The following is an 18,150-nucleotide window of genomic DNA, read 5'->3' as shown; positions in this document are numbered from 1 at the left end:
TGCGTCGCCTGGAGCAGCAGGTACGCAGAACAGGTAAACTCCCCTCCTTTTCATCTTCTCCACGGAGTTCGCCTTGCGTCTGTTTCATACCTCCGACTGGCACTTGGGCCAAAACCTCCACGGCCAGGAACGCGACTTCGAACACGCCTGTTTCCTTGAGTGGCTGCTGGGCCAACTCAAGGCACAGCGCCCGGACGTGCTGTTGATCGCCGGCGATATCTTCGACACGGTCAACCCGCCGCTCAAGGCCCAGGAGCGCTTGTATGACTTCATCATCAGCGCCCACGAACAACAGCCGACACTGACCATTGTGATGATTGCCGGCAACCATGACTCCGGTTCGCGCATTGAGCTGCCTGCGCCTCTGATGCGCCGCTTGCGCACCCATGCCCTGGGCCGAGTGCTGTGGCTGGATGACGGGCAACTGGATGCCGACCGCCTGCTGATCCCGCTGCCCAATGCCAAAGGCAAGATCGCCGCCTGGTGCCTGGCGCTGCCCTTCCTGCGCCCGGCGGAAGTCACCGGCGCACAGCTGGGCGATGATTACCTGCGCGGCATCGGCCAAGTGCATGAATGGCTGATCGCGGCCGCCAATGCCAAGCGCAACAAAGGCCAGGCATTGATAGCCATCAGCCATGCGCACATGGCCGGTGGGTCGGTATCCGAAGACTCCGAACGCAGCCTGATCATCGGCAATGCCGAGGCGCTGCCCGCCACACTGTTCGACCGAAGCGTGGCATATGTGGCCCTCGGCCATTTGCACAAGCCGCAAAAGGTCAATGGCGAGGAGCGCATTCGCTACAGCGGCTCGCCAATCCCCCTGTCGTTCTCCGAAATCGGCTACAAGCACCAGATTCTCGACGTGACGTTCCAGGGCGAACGGCTGGTGGGCTGTGAACCGATCCTGATTCCCCGCTCCGTCAACCTGCAACGCCTGGAAGCCGCGCCCCTGGCCGATATTCTCAAGCAACTGGGTGAACTGCCCGACATCGACCTGCTCGCCGAAACCCAGCGCCACCCTTGGCTGGAAGTGCGCGTGCGCCTCGACGAGCCGCAACCGGACCTGCGCCAGCAGATCGAAACCGCCCTGCAAGGCAAGGCCGTGCGCCTGGTACGGATCGCCGCCGACTATGCCGGCACACGCGGCAGCGCAGAGGCAGACGATGCGCAACTGATCGAACTCGACCAGCTCACGCCCCAGGAGTTGTTCAGCCGCGCCTGGCAGGACAGCTACGGCAGTGACGTGGATGAACAGACCTTGAAGGACTTCGCCGTGCTGCTCCAGGAAGTGCAACAGGAGGGCGAACAGCCATGAAGATCCTCGCCATCCGCTTGAAAAACCTCGCCTCCCTGGCGGGCCCGTTCGAAATCGACTTTACCGCCGAGCCCCTGGCCAGTGCTGGCCTGTTCGCCATCACCGGGCCGACTGGCGCGGGGAAAAGCACCCTGCTCGATGCGTTGTGCCTGGCGCTGTTTGGCGCGGTGCCGCGCCTGGGTGATACCGGCCAGGCCAAAATGCCGGATGCCGACACGGACATTTCCATCGGCGACCCGCGCACCCTGATTCGCCGCGGCACTGGCGGCGGCTATGCCGAGGTGGATTTTGTCGGTGTCAGTGGCCGTCGCTACCGCGCCCGCTGGGAAGCCAACCGCGCCCGCGACAAGGCCAGCGGCAAGTTACAGAACAGCCGACAAAGCCTGATCGACCTGGACAGCGACCAACTGCTGGCCAGCCAGAAAACCGAATACAAGACCCAGCTGGAATTGGCCCTAGGCCTGAACTTCGAACAGTTCACCCGTGCGGTGCTGCTGGCGCAAAGCGAGTTCAGCGCCTTCCTCAAGGCCAATGACAATGAGCGCAGCGAACTGCTGGAAAAGCTCACCGACACCGCGCTCTACACCCAGCTCGGCCGCCGTGCGTTCGACAAGGCCAAAGAGGCCAAGGACGCCCACAAACAGCTACAGGACCAAGCCACCGGCGTGGTGTCCCTGGCCCCCGAAGCCCGCGCCGAGCTGGATCAACAGTTGGCCCAAGCCCAGCAGCAGCTCAAGAGCCAGCAAGCCCAGCTCAAACAGCTGGAGTTGCAGCACACCTGGCTCAAGGAGCTGCGTGAATGGCAGGAGCGCCATCAGCATGCTGTGGAGCAACTGCAACGCGACGAGCAGACCTGGGCCGACCAAGGTCAGCAACGCCAGGACCTGAGCCTTCTGGAGCAGTTGGCACCGCAACGCCATCACTTCCTGCGCCAGGCAGAACTCGCCACCTTGCTGACGCCCCTGGCGGCGCAGATTGCCCAGCACCTCGAGCAACAAACCGCCCTGCACACCCGCCAGGAGCAGGCGCAACACCAGCAAGTGGTCGCCCAGGCAGCACTGGCCGCGGCCCTGAAACACCAGGCCGACGCCGCGCCCCTGCTGCGCCAGGCCATCGAAGAGCAAAACACCCTCGCCCACGTGAGCCGCGAACTGGCCAAGCGCAACGAGGAAAAACACCAGCACGAAAGCGCCTGCACCGAAGGCCAGGCCCTGCTCGACGGTTTGCAACACACGCAGGCCCAAGGCACCGAGCGCCTGCAACGCCTGGCCACCGAGCTTGAGCACAGCGCCGCCCTCGCGCCGCTGAGCGATGCCTGGAACGCCTACCGTGACCGCCTGCAACAGTTGGTGTTGATCGGCAATCGCCTCAACCAAGGCCAGGCCGAGCTGGGGCAGCTCGAACAGCGCGCCAGCGCCGCCATTGAACAGTTCACCCAACAGCGCGAAGCCCTGGATTTGCTCTACCACGAGGCCGGTGCCGAACCGCACGCGGTGGCCGAACAAATCCAGTTACTGGCCAGCCTGCTGCAAGACAATCGCAAGCAACAGCGCGCCTTCGAAGACCTGGCCCGCTTGTGGGACAGCCAGCAACAGTTGGATCAACAGGCCTCTGCGCTCACGCAAAGGCTCGCCGAGGCCGCGCAAAAACGCGAACAACTGAACCAGACCGGCCTGCAAACCAAGGCCGAACTCACCGTTGCCGAACAAACCCTGACGGTGACCAAGCAACTGCTTGAGCGCCAACGCCTGGCCCGCAGTGCCAGCGTCGAGGAATTACGCGAGCAGTTGCAGGATGACCAACCCTGCCCGGTGTGCGGTAGCCACGAACACCCCTATCACCAGCCCGAGGCTCTGCTACAGAGCCTGGGTCGCCATGATGAAAGTGAAGAGGCGGCTGCGCAGAAAGCCGTCGACAGCCTCAAGGAACAACTTACCGAACTGCGCGGTGAAGTGGGCGGCCTGATCGCTCAGCAAAAAGAGTTCCTGCAACAACAGGAACAGTTGGCCATGCAGCAGCAGAGTTTGGCACCGAGCCTGCAAGCCCACCCACTGTCGGCCTCGCTGCTCGCCCAGGACGCCGCCAAGCGCAGCCCTTGGCTGGCCCAGCAATTGGCCCAATTGACCCAAAGCATCAGCCAGGACGAACAACGCCAAGGCGCCCTGCTCAACCTGCAACAGAACGCCGGGCGCTTGCAGCAACAATTGCAAGCGGCCCAGGACGCCAGCCAGCAAGCCCGGCAATTGCTGGTGGACCAACAACGGCAACTGGCCGGCGACCGCGAACGCCTGGAGGCGGAACTCAGCGCCTTCGCCAGCCTGTTGCCCAGCGAAACGCTGGAAGGCTTGCGCAGCGCGCCTGCGGCGACCTTCATGCAGCTCGACCAGCAGGTCAGCCAGCGCCTTGAGCAGTTGGGCCATCAACGCGATGAGCAGGCCGAGCAACAGGAGCGCCAACAGGCCATCGAGAAACAACACACTCACCAACAGCATCGTCAGCAGCAACTCGACGCCTTGAATCTGCAAGTCGCCGAGCTGGCCGACCAGCAACACGCCGTCCAGGAAAAACTCCGCGCCTTGCTAGGGGACCACCCCAGCGCCGAGCAGTGGCAACAGCAGCTGGAGCAAGCCGTCACGCAGTCGCGCCAAAGCGAGACGGACGCCAACCAGGAACTGCACGCCGTGCACACGGCCCAGGTACAGCTGGCCGCCGACCTCAAGGCCCAACAGCACCACCAGCAGGCATTGGAGGCGGAGCAGCAAGCCCTTGCGACACGCATCGGCGAATGGCGCGCCCTGCACCCAGACCTGGATGATCAGGGCCTGGCACGCCTGTTGGCCCTTGATGAAGCCCAGGTCGCGCAGTTGCGCCAGCACCTGCACAGCAGCGAAAAGGCCGTCGAGCAAGCCAAGGTTCTGCTGCACGAGCGCGAACAGCGCCTGGCCGAACACCAGGCCCTGCACAATGGCAACCTGGAGGCCGAGCAGTTGGCCGCCACCCTGGCAACGCTTGAGCAGCAATTGCTTGAGGGTGAGAAACACTGCGCCGAACTGCGCGCACGCCAGTCCGAAGACCAGCGCCGCCAGAATGCCAACCAGGCCCTGGCCGAACAGATTGCCAAGGCTTACGAGCAGTGGCAGCGCTGGGCACGCCTGAATGCGCTGATCGGCTCGGCCACCGGCGACACCTTCCGCAAGATCGCCCAGGCCTACAACCTCGACTTGCTGGTGCACCATGCCAACGTGCAACTGCGCCAACTGGTGCGCCGCTACCGGCTTAAACGCGGCGGCAGCATGCTGGGGCTGCTGGTGATGGACACAGAGATGGGCGATGAACTGCGCTCGGTGCATTCCCTGTCCGGTGGCGAAACCTTCCTGGTGTCGTTGGCACTGGCGTTGGGGCTAGCCTCGATGGCGTCGAGCACCTTGAAGATCGAGTCGCTGTTTATCGACGAAGGTTTTGGCAGCCTTGATCCGGAGTCCTTGCAATTGGCGATGGACGCTCTGGATGGTTTGCAGGCCCAGGGGCGCAAGGTGGCGGTGATCTCCCACGTACAGGAAATGCATGAACGCATCCCGGTGCAGATCCAGGTACAGCGCCAGGGCAATGGCCTGAGCACGTTGGAGGTCAAGTGAGCGAAGCGCTGCTTTATTCGTTCCGGCGCTGCCCCTATGCAATGCGCGCGCGACTGGCGCTGCGTTATTCCGGCGTTGCGGTGAGCATCGTCGAAGTCAGCCTGAAAGCCAAGCCGGCCGAGATGCTCGCGCTGTCGCCCAAGGGCACGGTGCCGGTGTTGAGCGTCGAAGGGCGAGTGATCGAGGAAAGCCTGGAGATCATGCAGTGGGCGCTGGCCCAGCACGACCCCGAAAACTGGCGGCTACAGGGCGATCCGGCGGTGTATGCGCTGATTGAAGAAAATGACCAGGTGTTCAAACATCATTTGAATCGATACAAGTACGCCGAGCGCTACCCCGAGCAACCGATGGAACACTATCGGGCCGAGGGCGAGGTGTTCTTGCGCAAGCTGGAAGATTTGCTGGCAGACCGTGAGTATCTACTCGCCGATCACCTGAGCTTGGCAGATGCAGCGCTGGCGCCGTTTGTGCGCCAGTTTGCCCATGTGAATCGGGAGTGGTTTGCGGGCACGCCCTATCGGCGTTTGCAGGCCTGGTTACAGCGGTTTCTGGATTCACCGTTGTTTAGAGCAGTGATGGCAAAACCCTGAGGCCAATCCAATGTGGGAGCTGGCTTGCCTGCGATGGCATCGACTCGGTACATCAGCTATACCGAGTGGTCCGCATCGCAGGCAAGCCAGCTCCCACATTGGACCGTGGCTCAGTGCTGGGTCTTGTGATCCAGCGCCGCATAGAAATTGGCGCTCTGTTGCAGGTATTTCTGGGTATAGGCCGTGACATTGGATTTTTTGCCGGTGACTTCCACGCTGGCGGCAGCAGGCAGTGCCACCGTGGCGGAAACAGCAGAAGCAGCAATGATCGAGAAGAGATTGAAATTCATGGCGGTAACCCTTGTGTGCGTTTGGTTGGGTGGCCTGGGAAGGCCTTGGAACCCAACTTACGCCCGAGGGTTGAACCTTAGAAATGCTTTGAAACAGTAGCCGTTATCACTGCGATTAATACAAAGGCTCAGGCCCCGCAGTGCGGGGCCTGTGGCTTATTGACGCACCAGGAACTTGAGGTCACTGGGGGCATCAATCGGCAATTTCTGCACGGTTTTACCCAGCAGGCCGGTCTTGGGGTCGCGCTCGACGACGACAATTTCATTGCTTTTCTGGTTGGCGATCAGCAGGAATTTGCCGCTAGGGTCGAGGCTGAACTCACGCGGATGGTCGCCTTCGACAGAACGCCGCTGGATCTCCTTGAGGTGCGCGGTGGCCGGGTCGATGCTGAACACCAGCATCTGATTGGCCGTGCCACGGTTGCTCACGTACAGGAATTTGCCGTCGTTTGACGCATGCAACGCCGCACCGGCCTTGTCGGACACCGGTTGGCCGGCGGCATAGTCGAGCAACTGGGTTTGCGTCAGCTTGCCGTCGTTGTAATCGAACACGGCTACCTGGGCGCTCATCTCAGTGGTCAGCCAGGCGTGCTTGCCGTCCGCGCTGAACAGCAAGTGACGCGGGCCGCTGCCCGGTGGCAACTGCACCGACGCCGGGTCGGCCGCCGTCAGTGGCAGCTCATGATTGGCCTTGGGGTCGTAGCGGTAGGCAAACACCTTGTCCGCCCCCAGGTCCTGCACAAATACATACTTGCCGTCCGGCGACGACACCACCGAATGCACATGATTGGACGCCTGGCGCTCCGGGTTCACACGGCTGGCCGGGTGCCCGCTCAACTGCACCGGTGCCGACAGCTTGCCGCTGGCATCCACCGGCAGGATCGCGAGGCTGCCACCCGGGTCTTCCACCACCGAGTAGTTGGCGACGAACAGGTAGCGCCCATCGGCGGCCACACTGGAATGGGTCGGCTCATTGCCCAGGCTCTGCACCTGGTTGATCAGGGTCAACTGGTGGTTCTGGGGGTCGATGCTATAGCTGCTGACACGCCCCACCGGGTCTTCCTGGCCGGGGCCGTTTTCATTGACCACAAACAACTGCTTCTGGTCTTTGGAAATCGTCAGCCAGGAAGGGTTGGCGGTTTTCGCCGCCAGCACCGGCTTGCCGCTGAACTGCCCGGTGCTACTGTCGAATTGCAGGCGGTAGATCCCTTCACTGGTGCCGGCCGTATAGCTGCCGACCAACAGTTCATGGATATCGGCCGGTGCGGCCTGCACCGACATCGCACCGACACTGCCTGCCATCAGCAGGGGCCAGAATTTACGCATCATCTGCTTCGTCCTCGTCGTTATTGTTGTCGCCCTGGATGGCGCTCAAGCAGACCAGACGGTGTTCACCGTCGTCGTTGATCAGCAACCAGCTTTGCAAGCTCTCGTCAAAGGTAGCCGCCTCCAACTGTTCTGGACTGAAGGTCCAGCGCTTGAGTTCCCGGCCATCCATGCTTTGGATCTGCAGTTGCTGATCAAGCTCGAAGTCAAAGGCGTGCAGCCCATTGATGATCAGCATATCGCTGGTAGCAAGGACGCGAGTCAGGGTGTCGGCAGTCATGGCAGTCAATCATTTTGGGGAAAGCCGCAATGATAGCCCAGGCTGTAGCCTAGAGGTTGAACACCGCACCCATGTGGGAGCGATGTGTGGGAGCCGGGCTTGCCCGCGATGCAGATGCCTAGGTGTATCAGTGACACCGCGGCGATGCTATCGCAGGCAAGCCCGCTCCCACACAAGCCCGATCTCGCCATTTGGGAGCAGAATCAGTGCGCGAACAACGAGTTGCCCTTCTGCCCTGCCAGCTTCTCAGGCTTGATCAGGAATCGCGCCAGCGCCGGCAACAGCCACAGCGCGCCGAACATGTTCCACAGCAACATGAAGGTCAACATCAACCCCATGTCGGCCTGGAACTTGATGGCCGAGAAGATCCAGGTGCACACGCCGATGGCCAGGCACAGGCCGGTAAACAGCACGGCCTTGCCGGTGGATTTCAGCGTCTGGTAGTACGCCTCTTGTAGCGGCAGGCCGGCGCGCAGGAAGCTTTCCAGGCGGCTGTAGATGTAGATGCCGTAGTCCACGCCAATCCCCACACCCAGGGCCACCACCGGCAAGGTCGCGACCTTGACGCCAATGCCCATGAACGCCATCAGTGCGTTGCCCAGTACCGAGGTCAGCACCAGCGGCAACACGATGCACAGGGTCGCCGCCCAGGAGCGGAAGGTGATCATGCACATGGTCGCCACGCACAGGTACACCAGGATCAGGATAATCAGCTCCGACTCCTTGATCACCTCGTTGGTGGCCGCTTCGATCCCGGCATTACCCGCTGCGAGGATGAATTCCAGGCCGTCCTTGTTGTTTTCCTTGGCGAAGTCCTGCACCGCATGCACGGCACGGTCGAGGGTTTCGGCCTTGTGGTCGTTGAGGAACACCAACACTGGCGCCAGGGAGCAATTGTTGTTGTACAAGCCATCGGCACGGGCGATGGAGTTGTTCAGCACATCCGGGTTGCGCGACAGGGTTTCCCATTTCAGGTTGCCTTCGTTCATGCCCTTGATCATTTGCTTGGACACGGTCACCAACGAGATCGCCGACTGCACGCCCTCGGTGTTCTGCATCTTCCACATCAACTGGTCGATGGGCGCCATGGCTTCATAGCGTGAGCAGCCTTCGGCCTTGGTCTTGACCATTACCACCAATACGTCGGAGCTGGTGGAGTAATTGTTGATGATGAAATTGTTGTCCTTGTTGTAGCGCGAATCCGGGCGCAATTCCGGTGCGCCTTGGTCCAGGTCGCCGATCTTCAGGTTCTGGCTGTACCAGAGGCCACCACCAAAGGCGATCAAGGCGAGGAACACCGACACCGGCGCGACTTTCGGGCTGGCGAATTTGGACAGCAGGCGCCAGAAGCTGTGTTCGCGGTTCGCGTCTTTCTTGCTCTTGGCGATGGCACGCGTGCTGATGCCCACGTAGGAAATCGCGACCGGCAGCAGGATCAGGTTGGTGAACACGATCACCGCCACGCCGATGGACGCGCCAATAGCCAGTTCGCGGATCACGCCGATGTCGATGATCAGCAGCGTGATGAAGCCCACCGCATCCGCCAGAATGGCGATCATCCCCGGCAGGAACAGTTGCCGGAAGGTACGCCGCGCAGCGGTCAGGGCGTTGTCTGCCTCGCTGGATTGCAGGGCAATGCCGTTGATCTTTTGCACGCCATGGGAAATGCCAATGGCGAAGATCAGGAACGGCACCAGCATTGAATACGGGTCCAGTCCGAAACCGAAGAAGTGCATCAGCCCGAGTTGCCAGACCACCGCCACCAATGTCGTGCTCAACACCGCGATGGTGCTGCGCAGGCAGTTGGTGAACCACAGCAGCAGAATCAGGGTGATGACGAACGCAACGCCGAAGAACAGCACCACCATCACCAGGCCATCGATCAGGTCGCCGACCTTTTTGGCAAAGCCGACAATATGAATCTTGACGTTGGGGTTCTGGGTTTCGAACTTGTCGCGGATCTTGTCTTCCAGTTCATGGGAGAACTTGCGGTAGTCCAGGGCCAGCAACTTGCCCTGGTCTTGCGGGTCCGGGTAGGACTCCAACAGCGGGATATCAACGATGCTCGACTTGAAGTCATTGGCCACCAGCCGCCCGACCTGGCCGGACTTGAGCACGTTATTACGCAACTGGTCGAGGCTCTGCGGCGAACCGTTGTAGCTCTGCGGGATCACTTCCCCGCCGGCAAACCCTTCTTCGGTCACCTCGGTCCAGCGCACGCTGGGGCTCCACAGCGACTTGAGGCCCGAGCGGTCCACACCGGAGATGTAGAACACCTCGTCGTGGATCTGGCGCAGGGTCTCCATGTATTCCTTAGTGAAGATGTCGCCGTCCTTGGCCTCTACCGAAATACGCACGGTGTTGCCCAGGTTGGCCAAATCGTTGCGGTGCTCCATCATTTTTTCGATGAAGGGGTGCTTGAGCGGGATCATCTTTTCAAAGCTGGTGGACGGGCGAATCAAGGTCGCCTGCCAGAACAGGAAGATACTCACCAACAGGCAGATGACGATCACCGCCGGGCGATTGTTGAAGATCAGACGCTCAAGAAAGGTCGCTTTATCGTTGTGATGACTGCTCATTGGATCCCCGCCTTCTTATTATTTTGAGAGCTCTGCGCCGGCCGATGTGGCAACCCGCACGCCACCCTGCCCCGCGAGGATCAAATTGCCATTGCCTGCTGCCGTGACCGCTGAGAGTGAAATGCGGTCCGGGCGATTGAACACACTGAAGGTCTGGCCGTCGTCATGGCTGACCACCACGCTGCCGCCGTTGCCGACCACAACAATGGAACCGTCCTCCAGCAAGGTCGCCCCCGACAGGCCAAACTCCAACGCGCCACGCGCCGCGTTCAATTGGACCTGCTCCCAGGTGCTGCCGAAATCGGTGGAGCGGTAGAGGTTGCCGCGCAACCCATACGCCAGCAGGGTTTGCGGCTGTGCGGTGCTGATCACGCCAAACAGCGAACCCTCGTAGGGGCCTTCGAGTTTTTCCCAGGTCTGGCCGTCGTCGCTTGAGCGAAACATGCTGCCTTGCTCACCGACAATAAACAGGCCGGCGCCCTTGACCTGGGCGATGGCGTTGAGGTGGTACTGGTCTTCGTTGTCGAGACGCTCGCTGACATCGTTCCAGGTTTTGCCGCCGTCGGTGGTTTCGATCAGCGCACCGTAGGCGCCCACGGCCAGGCCGTGGTTGGCGTCGTTGAACCACACATCGAGCAACGGTGCTTCGCGCTTGAGGTCTTGATATTGCTGGGTCCACGTGGCGCCGCCATCGGTACTGGCAAGAATCTGCGCATCATGGCCGACGGCCCAGCCGTGCTGGTCATCGACGAAAAACACCGCCGTGAGCAGTTGCCGAGTGGGCACTTTGGCTTGGGTCCAGGTGTTGCCCTGGTCATCGGAATGGAGGATATGCCCACGATCACCGACCGCCACCAGGCGCTTGCCTGCGTGAACCACGTCGATCATCAAGCCTTTGGCGGCCCTGGGGGATTCAATTGCAAAGACTGCGGCGGCGGGGGTATCGCTGGCAGCCAGAACCGGCAGCGACAATGCGCTGCCAGCAAGCAGCGAGAGCGCTGTGGCCAGCAACGCAACCCTGCGTGCGGCGCGTGGGCGGCAAACAACCCAACCCATGACAGGCTCACTCATAGACCTTTCTCCCATTTATTATTGTTAGGTCGTCTTCTGTTCCAGGACCTTGAAACCTGCAATCTAGAGCGCCTGGAGGAAGCAGGGGCCATCCTATCGGGCTTTGGAATCGTCTGACAATCGGCGCTACGTTATCTTTTGTTAACTGGCGGCGTTTGGCCATGTGCTGAATATAGCTACATCAGCTGAAATGATGGCCCCACGTGATCGTTCCCACGCTCCGCGTGGGAATGCATCCCCTGACGCTCTGCGTCCTCACCGCGCAAACAGCGGGGCGCAGAGCGCCCCGGGCGGCATTCCCACGCGGAGCGTGGGAACGATCAGGAGAAATGAATTTTTATTCCATCTATTGAATTTGGTGAATTTTTATTCCATTAATGGCGTTCCTGAAAACAATAATCCAAAGGACCACGACGATGCGTGAACTCGGAATCGGCTTGATCGGCACAGGCTTCATGGGCCGCGCCCACGCGCTGGCGTTCAACAACGCTCGGGCGGTATTTGAACTGCCCGTGCAGCTCAAGCTGGCCGCCCTGGCCGATGCCGACACCGAACGCGCCCAGCGTTGCGCCAGCGCCTGGGGGTTTGCCCAGGCTCATGGCGACTGGCAAGCGTTGATCACTGACCCCAAGGTCGATGTCGTGGCTATCACCACCCCCAACCACTTGCATTACCCCATGGCCATGGCCGCGATTGCGGTGGGTAAAGCGGTGTATTGCGAGAAACCCCTGGCCGTCAGCCTTGAACAAGCCGACGCTATGCGCCGCGCCGCCCATACCGCCGGAGTGGTAACGCGGGTGGGTTACAACTACCAGCACAACCCGATGATCGTGTTGGCGCGGCAGATGATCGCCCAAGGCGAACTGGGCCAACTCATCAGCTTCCAGGGTGAGTTCAGCGAAGACTTCATGGCCGACCCGGCCTCCCCTTGGTCGTGGCGCTGCGAAGTGGAGCACGCTGGCGGCGCCCTGGCTGACCTGGGCAGCCATTTGCTGTCGATGGCCCGCTATCTGGTGGGCGAGGTCACTCATGTCTGTGCCGACACCCAGACCGTGCACGGCCAGCGCCCCGCCACTGCCGGCAGCCCAACCTCAAAAGCCATTGCCGTGGATGACCAGGTGCATGCCCTGTTGCGCTTCGCCAACGGCGCCCGTGGCACGGTGAGCAGCAGTTGGCTCAAGCACGGCTATAAGAACCATCTGAGTTTCGAGATCAGCGGCACCCAAGGCACGCTGGCGTTTGACCAGGAACGCTTGAATGAACTGCGCCTGTACCGCATCGGCCAGGACGGCTTCCAGCGCGTGCTGGCTGGCCCTGCCCTGCCCGGCTATGCGGCATTCAGCCCGGCGGCGGGGCACCAGTTGGGTTACAACGAATTGAAGACGTTGGAAGTGCACGAGTTGATCATGGCGCTGGCCGGCCAAGGGGCGCTGGGGACGGACTTTGAGGCGGCCTGGGAGGTGGAGCGGCTGGCGACGGCGATTCGAGTGGCCGCCCTTGAGGAACGCTGGGTGAAAGTGGGCACGGTTTAAAATGTGGGAGCGGGCTTGCTCGCGAATACGCTGTGTCAGTCGGCACATTCAGTGCCTGAACCGCCGCTTTCGCGAGCAAGCCCGCTCCCACATTTGGTCATCTGAACCATTCAATCAGCGCAAGGCCCGGCGCAGCACTTTGCCCACCGTGGTCTTGGGCAATTCCATGGTGCGGAACTCCACATATTTAGGCAGCTTGTACCCCGTCAGGTACTCTCGGCAGTGCGCAAGAATCTGCTCCTGTGTCAGGCTCGGGTCCTTGCGCACGACGATGATCTTGACTTTCTCCCCGGTCACCGCATCTTCCACACCAATGGCGGCCACTTCGGCGACCCCAGGGTGCATGGCCACCACGTCCTCGATTTCATTGGGGTACACGTTGAAGCCCGAGACCAGGATCATGTCCTTCTTGCGGTCCACCAGGCGGATATACCCGCGTGCGTCCATCACGCCGATATCCCCGGTAGACAGCCAGCCCTCGGCATCCAGCACCTCGGCGGTTTCCTTCGGTCGTTGCCAGTAGCCCTGCATCACTTGCGGGCCACGTACTTGCAACTCGCCCTGCTCGCCGATATCCGCCAGTTCGCCGTCTTCGCGCAAGAAGCGCACCCAGGTCGAGGGCAACGGCACGCCAATGCTGCCGGTGAATTCCATCTCGCGCATGCGCGAAATATCGATGGGGCTGATGCTCACCACGGGCGAGCACTCGGTCAGCCCGTAACCTTCGATGATCGGCAGCCCGGTTACTTCCTTCCAGCGCTTGGCCACCGCGGTGTGGGTGGCCATGCCGCCAGCAATCACCAGGCGCAGGTCGGAAAAGTCCCGTGCACAGAACTCCTTGTTTTCCAGCAAGCCATTGAACAGCGTGTTCACCCCGGCGATGCCATTGAAGCGTTCCTTGCGCAGGATCATCTGCACGCGCTTCACGTCCCGAGGGTTGGCGATGAGGATATTGCGCCCGCCCAGGCACATGAACATCAGGCAGTTCACCGTCAGGGAGAAGATGTGGTACAGCGGCAGCAAGGTCACGTTGGTTTCCTGCTTGTGCAGGTTTAACTGATCACCGACCCAGGCCTTGGCTTGCAGCAGGTTGGCGATGATATTGCGGTGGCTGAGCATCACGCCCTTGGCATCACCGGTGGTGCCGCCGGTGTATTGCAGGAAGGCCAGTTCATCGCGGTGCAGGCTGACCGGTAAATGGTGCATGGCCCTGCCCTGTTTGAGCACTTGGTTGAAACGCAGCGAGCCGGGCAGCCTGAAGGCTGGTACCTGCTTCTGCACGCTGCGCAGGATGAAGTTCATTGCCGCGCCCTTGAAGGTGCCCAGCAAGTCGCCAATGGCCGCGACCACCACACGCTTGACGCTGCTGCCGACCATGGCTTTTTCCAGGGTATGTGCGAAATTTTCGAAGATCACCACGGTTTCGGCGCCACTGTCCTTGAGCAGGTGCTTGAGCTCGTGGGCGGTATACAACGGGTTGACGTTGACCACCACCGCCCCGGCCAGGATCGTGCCCAGCAGGCAGATCGGGTACTGCAAGCAGTTGGGCATCATCAGGGCCACGCGATCGCCCTTCTTCACGCCCTGGTCCTGCAGCCAGGCGGCAAAGGCAATGCCCTGGGTGCGCCAATCGGCATAGGTCATTTCAGTACCGATGCTGACGTAGGCCACCCGCTCACGGAATTTTTCCAGGTGCTCAAGGAACACTTCGCGCAACGACGGGTAGTCCTCGATCCCGGCCTCTATATCCGCCGGCACGCCAGGCAGGTATGTGTTCAACCAGATGCGTTCGGTGTGTTCCAGGCTGATCGCGTTCATCGCAGTGTCCTTATTGTTGTTTTTGATAGCGCTACTTTTCGACGATGGCGGTGATGCCCAACCCACCCGCCGCGCAGATCGAGATCAGGCCGCGACCGCCACCGCGTTCATGGATAGCCTTGGCCAGCGCCGCCAGCTGCCGGCCACCGGTGGCCGCAAAGGGATGGCCGCAACCCAGTGAGCCGCCGTTGACGTTCATCTTGGCCCGGTCGATGGCGCCCAGGGGGGCGTCAAGGCCGAGTCGCTCGCGGCAATACTGCGGGTCTTCCCAGGCCTTGAGCGTGCACAGCACCTGGGCGGCGAACGCTTCGTGGATCTCGAAGAAATCGAAGTCGGCAAACCTCAAGCCTTCCCGCGCAAGCATGCGTGGCACGGCGTAAGCCGGCGCCATCAGCAGGCCCTCGGTGCCGTCGACAAAATTCACCGCAGCCGTTTCGCCCGTGCGCAAGTAGGCCAACACCGGCCAGCCATGGGCGGCTGCCCATTCTTCACTGGCCAGCAGCACCACCGAGGCGCCATCGGTCAGGGGCGTGGAGTTGCCGGCGGTGAGCGTGCCGTTCTGGCGGTCGAAGGCCGGCGACAAGCCGGCGAGCTTTTCCAGGCTGATATCGGCACGCAGGTTGTTGTCACGGGCCAAGCCGCGGTGGGGGCTGATCAGGTCGTCGAAGAAGCCGCGTTGATAGGCCGCATCCAGGCGCTGGTGGCTGGTGAGGGTCAGCTCGTCCTGGGCCAGGCGCTTGATCTGCCAGCGCTTGGCCATTTCTTCGCAGTGCTCGCCCATGGACAGCCCGGTGCGCGGCTCGCCATTGCGCGGCAGCAATGGTTTGAACAGCATCGATGGGCGCACTTTCATCAAGGCCTTGAGCTTGTCGCCCAGGCTTTTGGCGCGATTGGCCGCGAGCAAGGTATGGCGCAAGGATTCGTTGATGCCAATGGGCGCGTCGGAGGTGGTGTCGGCACCACCGGCAACGCCAACTTCGATCTGGCCGAGGGCGATTTTATTCGCCACCAGCAGCGCAGCTTCAAGCCCTGTGCCACAGGCTTGTTGCACATCATAGGCAGGGGTTTGCGCAGACAACGTGGTGGACAACAGCGCCTCGCGCGCCAGGTTGAAATCCCGCGAGTGCTTGATCACCGCCCCGGCGGCAAACTCGCCCAGGCGTTGGCCGTGCAGGTTGTAGCGATCCACCAACCCTTGCAAGGCGGCGACCAGCAGGTCCTGGTTACTGTCGTGGGCATACACCGTGTTGGAGCGCGCAAATGGAATACGGTTGCCGCCGATAATCGCCACGCGGCGGGTCGGGGCCGGGGTAAAACTGTAGTCACTCATTGCTGGCTCTCTTTCCAAATGAATAGCCCGCGCATATGGGGCTTGTCCCCGACAAAATTGCGCACTTCGAACTCGCGCCGTGGCCCGCTCGCCGGGTGACGCCACAGGGCGACCTGGCCGGGCAGGAAGATCGGCAATTTGAAGTCGCAATGTGCCTCGGCCTGGTCCAGGCCACCGGGCGGCTGTTGCGCTGCCAATGCGCGGCCCAGGGTCCACATGCCATGGGCGATGGCGCGACGAAAGCCGAAGAGCCTGGCACCGATGACCGACGTGTGAATGGGATTGAAATCCCCCGAGACCTTGGCAAAGCGTCGCCCCAGGTCGGCGGGCAGTACCCAGCGCTGGGTGCGTAACAGGCCGTCTTCCTTTAGCGGCAGAGGGTCATTCCAGGGTTCACCCACCGGATTGCTGACGTCACGGCGCAAATACAGGCTATCGCTTTCCCACACCAGGGTTTCCTGGCTGTAGGCACGGGTAGCAATGCTCAACGCCTGCCCTTTGAGATGGGCCACCCAGCGCTCGCAATACACCTCCAGGCGCAACGCCTGGCCCTCGTGCAAGCGCTGGTGCTGACGAATACGATTGGCCAGGTGCACCATGCCACTGGCCGGGTACGGAAAGCTTGGCCGAGTCAGCAGCATGAGGTGCAGTGGGAACGCCAGCACATGGGGATAGGACAATGGCACGCCCTGCTCGCGACGAAAACCACACGCCCGTGAGTAAGCGGCGATACCGGCCGACGAAAGCTCCACCGCGCTGCGCACCAGGCGTGCGGTGGGCAATGGCGGCGCACCGTCGGGCTTGGGTTTGCGCAAGGCGCGCAGGCCGTCGAGCAACAACTGCGTGCGCGACGGCGGTGGGTCGATGATCTGTGTCACGTAGTCCATGGGTCAGGCTCCCAACAGGCTTTGGCCGCACACCCGCACCACCTGGCCATTGACGCCGCCCGACGCCGGATGCGCCAGCCAGGCGATGGTCTCGGCCACGTCGATGGGTTGCCCGCCCTGGGACAACGAATTCATGCGCCGCCCCGCTTCGCGGATCATCAGCGGGATCTTCGCGGTCATCTGGGTCTCGATAAAGCCGGGCGCCACCGCGTTTACCGTGACCTGCCGGGCTGCCGCACGCGGTGCCAGGCCCTGTACCAGGCCGATCACACCGGCCTTGGACGTGGCGTAGTTGCTCTGCCCCAGGTTGCCGGCGATACCGGAAATCGACGACACGCACACAATGCGCCCACCAGGGTTCAAACCCTGACTGTCGAGCAAGGCCTCACTGAGCTGCCACGGCGCTTCGAGATTGACCGCCAGCACACTGCGCCAGGCGCCCTCGGTCATTTTGGCGATGGTCTTGTCGCGGGTGATGCCGGCGTTGTGCACCACCACATCAAAGGCGCCGTATTGGCTGACGTGGGTTTGCAACAGTGAGGCGGTGTCGGCGGCGGTGATATCCAGGGGCAACGCCGAACCGCTCACGCTGGTCGCCGCCTGCTGCAAGGCTTCCTGGGCCTGGGGCACGTCCACACACACCACATGGGCACCGTCGCGCGCCAGCACCTGGGCAATCGCCAGGCCGATGCCACGGGAGGCGCCGGTGACCAGGGCACGTTTGCCGGCAAAGGGTTTGTCCCAGTTGATGGCGGCGTGGCCATCGACCGGTTTTTCCAGGCGCACCACTTGCCCCGAGACATAGGCGGAGCGGCGCGACAGGAAAAACCCCAGGCTGCTGTCCAGCGCGTCTTCCGCGCCCGGCGCCACGTACAGCAGTTGCACGGTAATCGCCCGGCGCAGCTCCTTGGCCAGCGAACGCACCAAGCCTTCAAGAGCGCGTTGGGCGATGGCCTGGGGCAAGTCGCTGCAATGCTCGGGTGCCGTGCCGAGTACCACCACCCGGCCATGCTGGCCGAGGCGCTTGGCGTTGCTGTGAAAGAACAGGTAGAGCTCATCCAGCTGCTGCAGGTCGGTCACGCCGCTGGCGTCGAACACCGCGCCTTGCACCTTGACCGTGGACGGTGCCTTGAGCGTCGCCGGGGTCGCGGCGACGGTGTCGGTGGCGCTGAACACGCGCTGCACCGAGGCCACCAGGCGCCCTGCCCCGGCGATGATCACAGGATTAGCCAGGCCGGCTTGGCCGCTGCGATGCCGTTGCAGGGGCAAGGGTTGCGGCAAGCCGACCGCCTGGGCCAGACGCCGGCCCCAGGGGGAATTGACGAACGAAAGGTAGCTGTCACTCATAGAGGTTCCACTCACAACACAATGGCTGTCTTGTAAACCCGATCGAATGGGGGAGCTGGCTTGCCTGCGATGCCGACGACTCGGTGTATCAGTCAAACCGAGGTGATGCCATCGCAGGCAAGCCAGCTCCCACAGGTGGACCGGGGTTCT

At 62.0% G+C, this 18,150-nt stretch carries 13 protein-coding genes; 4 read left to right on the top strand and 9 right to left on the bottom strand.

Going from position 1 to position 18,150, the window contains the following annotated elements:
- Positions 1-73: 73 nt before the first annotated feature.
- The 3 genes from AB4P90_RS13295 to AB4P90_RS13285 are packed head-to-tail and all read left to right on the top strand — an operon-like array spanning position 74 to position 5,540.
- Entirely contained in the window at positions 74-1,315 is a 1,242-nt protein-coding gene (locus AB4P90_RS13295; protein ID WP_014718307.1) for an exonuclease SbcCD subunit D C-terminal domain-containing protein, read from the top strand.
- Positions 1,312-4,950 (top strand): AAA family ATPase, encoded by a 3,639-nt coding sequence (locus tag AB4P90_RS13290; protein WP_395605971.1) that lies wholly within the window; start codon positions 1,312-1,314, stop codon positions 4,948-4,950. Before AB4P90_RS13295 ends, AB4P90_RS13290 begins: the two co-directional genes overlap by 4 nt.
- Positions 4,947-5,540 (top strand): glutathione S-transferase, encoded by a 594-nt coding sequence (locus AB4P90_RS13285; protein ID WP_003190786.1) that lies wholly within the window; start codon positions 4,947-4,949, stop codon positions 5,538-5,540. The genes AB4P90_RS13290 and AB4P90_RS13285 overlap by 4 nt, the downstream gene beginning before the upstream one ends.
- Before the next feature lie 110 nt (positions 5,541-5,650).
- Here the strand turns inward: AB4P90_RS13285 and AB4P90_RS13280 are convergent, their stop codons facing one another.
- The 5 genes from AB4P90_RS13280 to AB4P90_RS13260 form a co-directional block, all read right to left on the bottom strand.
- The gene (locus AB4P90_RS13280; protein ID WP_003190784.1) at positions 5,651-5,830 is read right to left on the bottom strand and encodes a hypothetical protein; all 180 of its coding nucleotides are present in this window, start codon (positions 5,828-5,830) and stop codon (positions 5,651-5,653) included.
- Positions 5,831-5,986: 156 nt separating this feature from the next.
- On the bottom strand, positions 5,987-7,159 hold the full coding sequence (locus AB4P90_RS13275; RefSeq protein ID WP_019820208.1) for a lactonase family protein: 1,173 nt from the start codon (positions 7,157-7,159) through the stop codon (positions 5,987-5,989).
- A complete protein-coding gene (locus AB4P90_RS13270) occupies positions 7,149-7,436 on the bottom strand; it encodes a DUF5629 family protein (protein WP_014718303.1) in 288 nt (95 codons plus the stop codon). The genes AB4P90_RS13275 and AB4P90_RS13270 overlap by 11 nt, the downstream gene beginning before the upstream one ends.
- A gap of 203 nt (positions 7,437-7,639) precedes the next feature.
- A complete protein-coding gene (locus tag AB4P90_RS13265; protein WP_191948546.1) occupies positions 7,640-10,015 on the bottom strand; it encodes an RND family transporter in 2,376 nt (791 codons plus the stop codon).
- Positions 10,016-10,033: 18 nt separating this feature from the next.
- A complete protein-coding gene (locus AB4P90_RS13260; RefSeq protein ID WP_395606098.1) occupies positions 10,034-11,071 on the bottom strand; it encodes a WD40/YVTN/BNR-like repeat-containing protein in 1,038 nt (345 codons plus the stop codon).
- 431 nt (positions 11,072-11,502) lie between these two features.
- Here AB4P90_RS13260 and AB4P90_RS13255 point away from each other — a divergent pair, with 431 nt between their 5' ends.
- Positions 11,503-12,618: a Gfo/Idh/MocA family protein gene (locus AB4P90_RS13255; RefSeq protein WP_200600405.1), complete on the top strand. Its 1,116-nt coding sequence runs from the start codon at positions 11,503-11,505 to the stop codon at positions 12,616-12,618.
- 114 nt (positions 12,619-12,732) lie between these two features.
- On the opposite strand, the gene AB4P90_RS13250 is transcribed toward AB4P90_RS13255, so the two are convergent.
- The 4 genes from AB4P90_RS13250 to AB4P90_RS13235 are packed head-to-tail and all read right to left on the bottom strand — an operon-like array spanning position 12,733 to position 18,000.
- Positions 12,733-14,436: an AMP-binding protein gene (locus AB4P90_RS13250; RefSeq protein ID WP_014718299.1), complete on the bottom strand. Its 1,704-nt coding sequence runs from the start codon at positions 14,434-14,436 to the stop codon at positions 12,733-12,735.
- 31 nt (positions 14,437-14,467) lie between these two features.
- Positions 14,468-15,766, bottom strand: coding sequence for an acetyl-CoA C-acetyltransferase (locus AB4P90_RS13245; protein ID WP_395605970.1), 1,299 nt, complete (start codon positions 15,764-15,766; stop codon positions 14,468-14,470).
- Positions 15,763-16,653, bottom strand: a complete 891-nt coding sequence (locus AB4P90_RS13240; RefSeq protein ID WP_323556984.1) for a MaoC/PaaZ C-terminal domain-containing protein — start codon at positions 16,651-16,653, stop codon at positions 15,763-15,765. The genes AB4P90_RS13245 and AB4P90_RS13240 overlap by 4 nt, the downstream gene beginning before the upstream one ends.
- A 3-nt stretch (positions 16,654-16,656) precedes the next feature.
- Positions 16,657-18,000, bottom strand: a complete 1,344-nt coding sequence (locus tag AB4P90_RS13235) for a 3-oxoacyl-ACP reductase (protein WP_395605969.1) — start codon at positions 17,998-18,000, stop codon at positions 16,657-16,659.
- Positions 18,001-18,150 lie beyond the last annotated feature (150 nt).

The organism is Pseudomonas sp. B16120 (assembly GCF_044218845.1).
GTDB classification, from domain to species: domain Bacteria; phylum Pseudomonadota; class Gammaproteobacteria; order Pseudomonadales; family Pseudomonadaceae; genus Aquipseudomonas; species Aquipseudomonas paracarnis.
This window is presented reverse-complemented; position numbering and strand designations above follow the sequence as displayed.

What these genes read in the sequence shown, in the direction of transcription:
- AB4P90_RS13240 (WP_323556984.1), bottom strand. Translation starts at nt 16,653, where the DNA reads ATGGACTACGTGACACAGATCATCGACCCACCGCCGTCGCGCACGCAG.
- AB4P90_RS13270 (WP_014718303.1), bottom strand. Translation starts at nt 7,436, where the DNA reads ATGACTGCCGACACCCTGACTCGCGTCCTTGCTACCAGCGATATGCTG.
- AB4P90_RS13265 (WP_191948546.1), bottom strand. Translation starts at nt 10,015, where the DNA reads ATGAGCAGTCATCACAACGATAAAGCGACCTTTCTTGAGCGTCTGATC.
- AB4P90_RS13275 (WP_019820208.1), bottom strand. Translation starts at nt 7,159, where the DNA reads ATGATGCGTAAATTCTGGCCCCTGCTGATGGCAGGCAGTGTCGGTGCG.
- AB4P90_RS13250 (WP_014718299.1), bottom strand. Translation starts at nt 14,436, where the DNA reads ATGAACGCGATCAGCCTGGAACACACCGAACGCATCTGGTTGAACACA.
- AB4P90_RS13290 (WP_395605971.1), top strand. Translation starts at nt 1,312, where the DNA reads ATGAAGATCCTCGCCATCCGCTTGAAAAACCTCGCCTCCCTGGCGGGC.
- AB4P90_RS13280 (WP_003190784.1), bottom strand. Translation starts at nt 5,830, where the DNA reads ATGAATTTCAATCTCTTCTCGATCATTGCTGCTTCTGCTGTTTCCGCC.
- AB4P90_RS13235 (WP_395605969.1), bottom strand. Translation starts at nt 18,000, where the DNA reads ATGAGTGACAGCTACCTTTCGTTCGTCAATTCCCCCTGGGGCCGGCGT.
- AB4P90_RS13245 (WP_395605970.1), bottom strand. Translation starts at nt 15,766, where the DNA reads ATGAGTGACTACAGTTTTACCCCGGCCCCGACCCGCCGCGTGGCGATT.
- AB4P90_RS13255 (WP_200600405.1), top strand. Translation starts at nt 11,503, where the DNA reads ATGCGTGAACTCGGAATCGGCTTGATCGGCACAGGCTTCATGGGCCGC.
- AB4P90_RS13260 (WP_395606098.1), bottom strand. Translation starts at nt 11,071, where the DNA reads ATGGGTTGGGTTGTTTGCCGCCCACGCGCCGCACGCAGGGTTGCGTTG.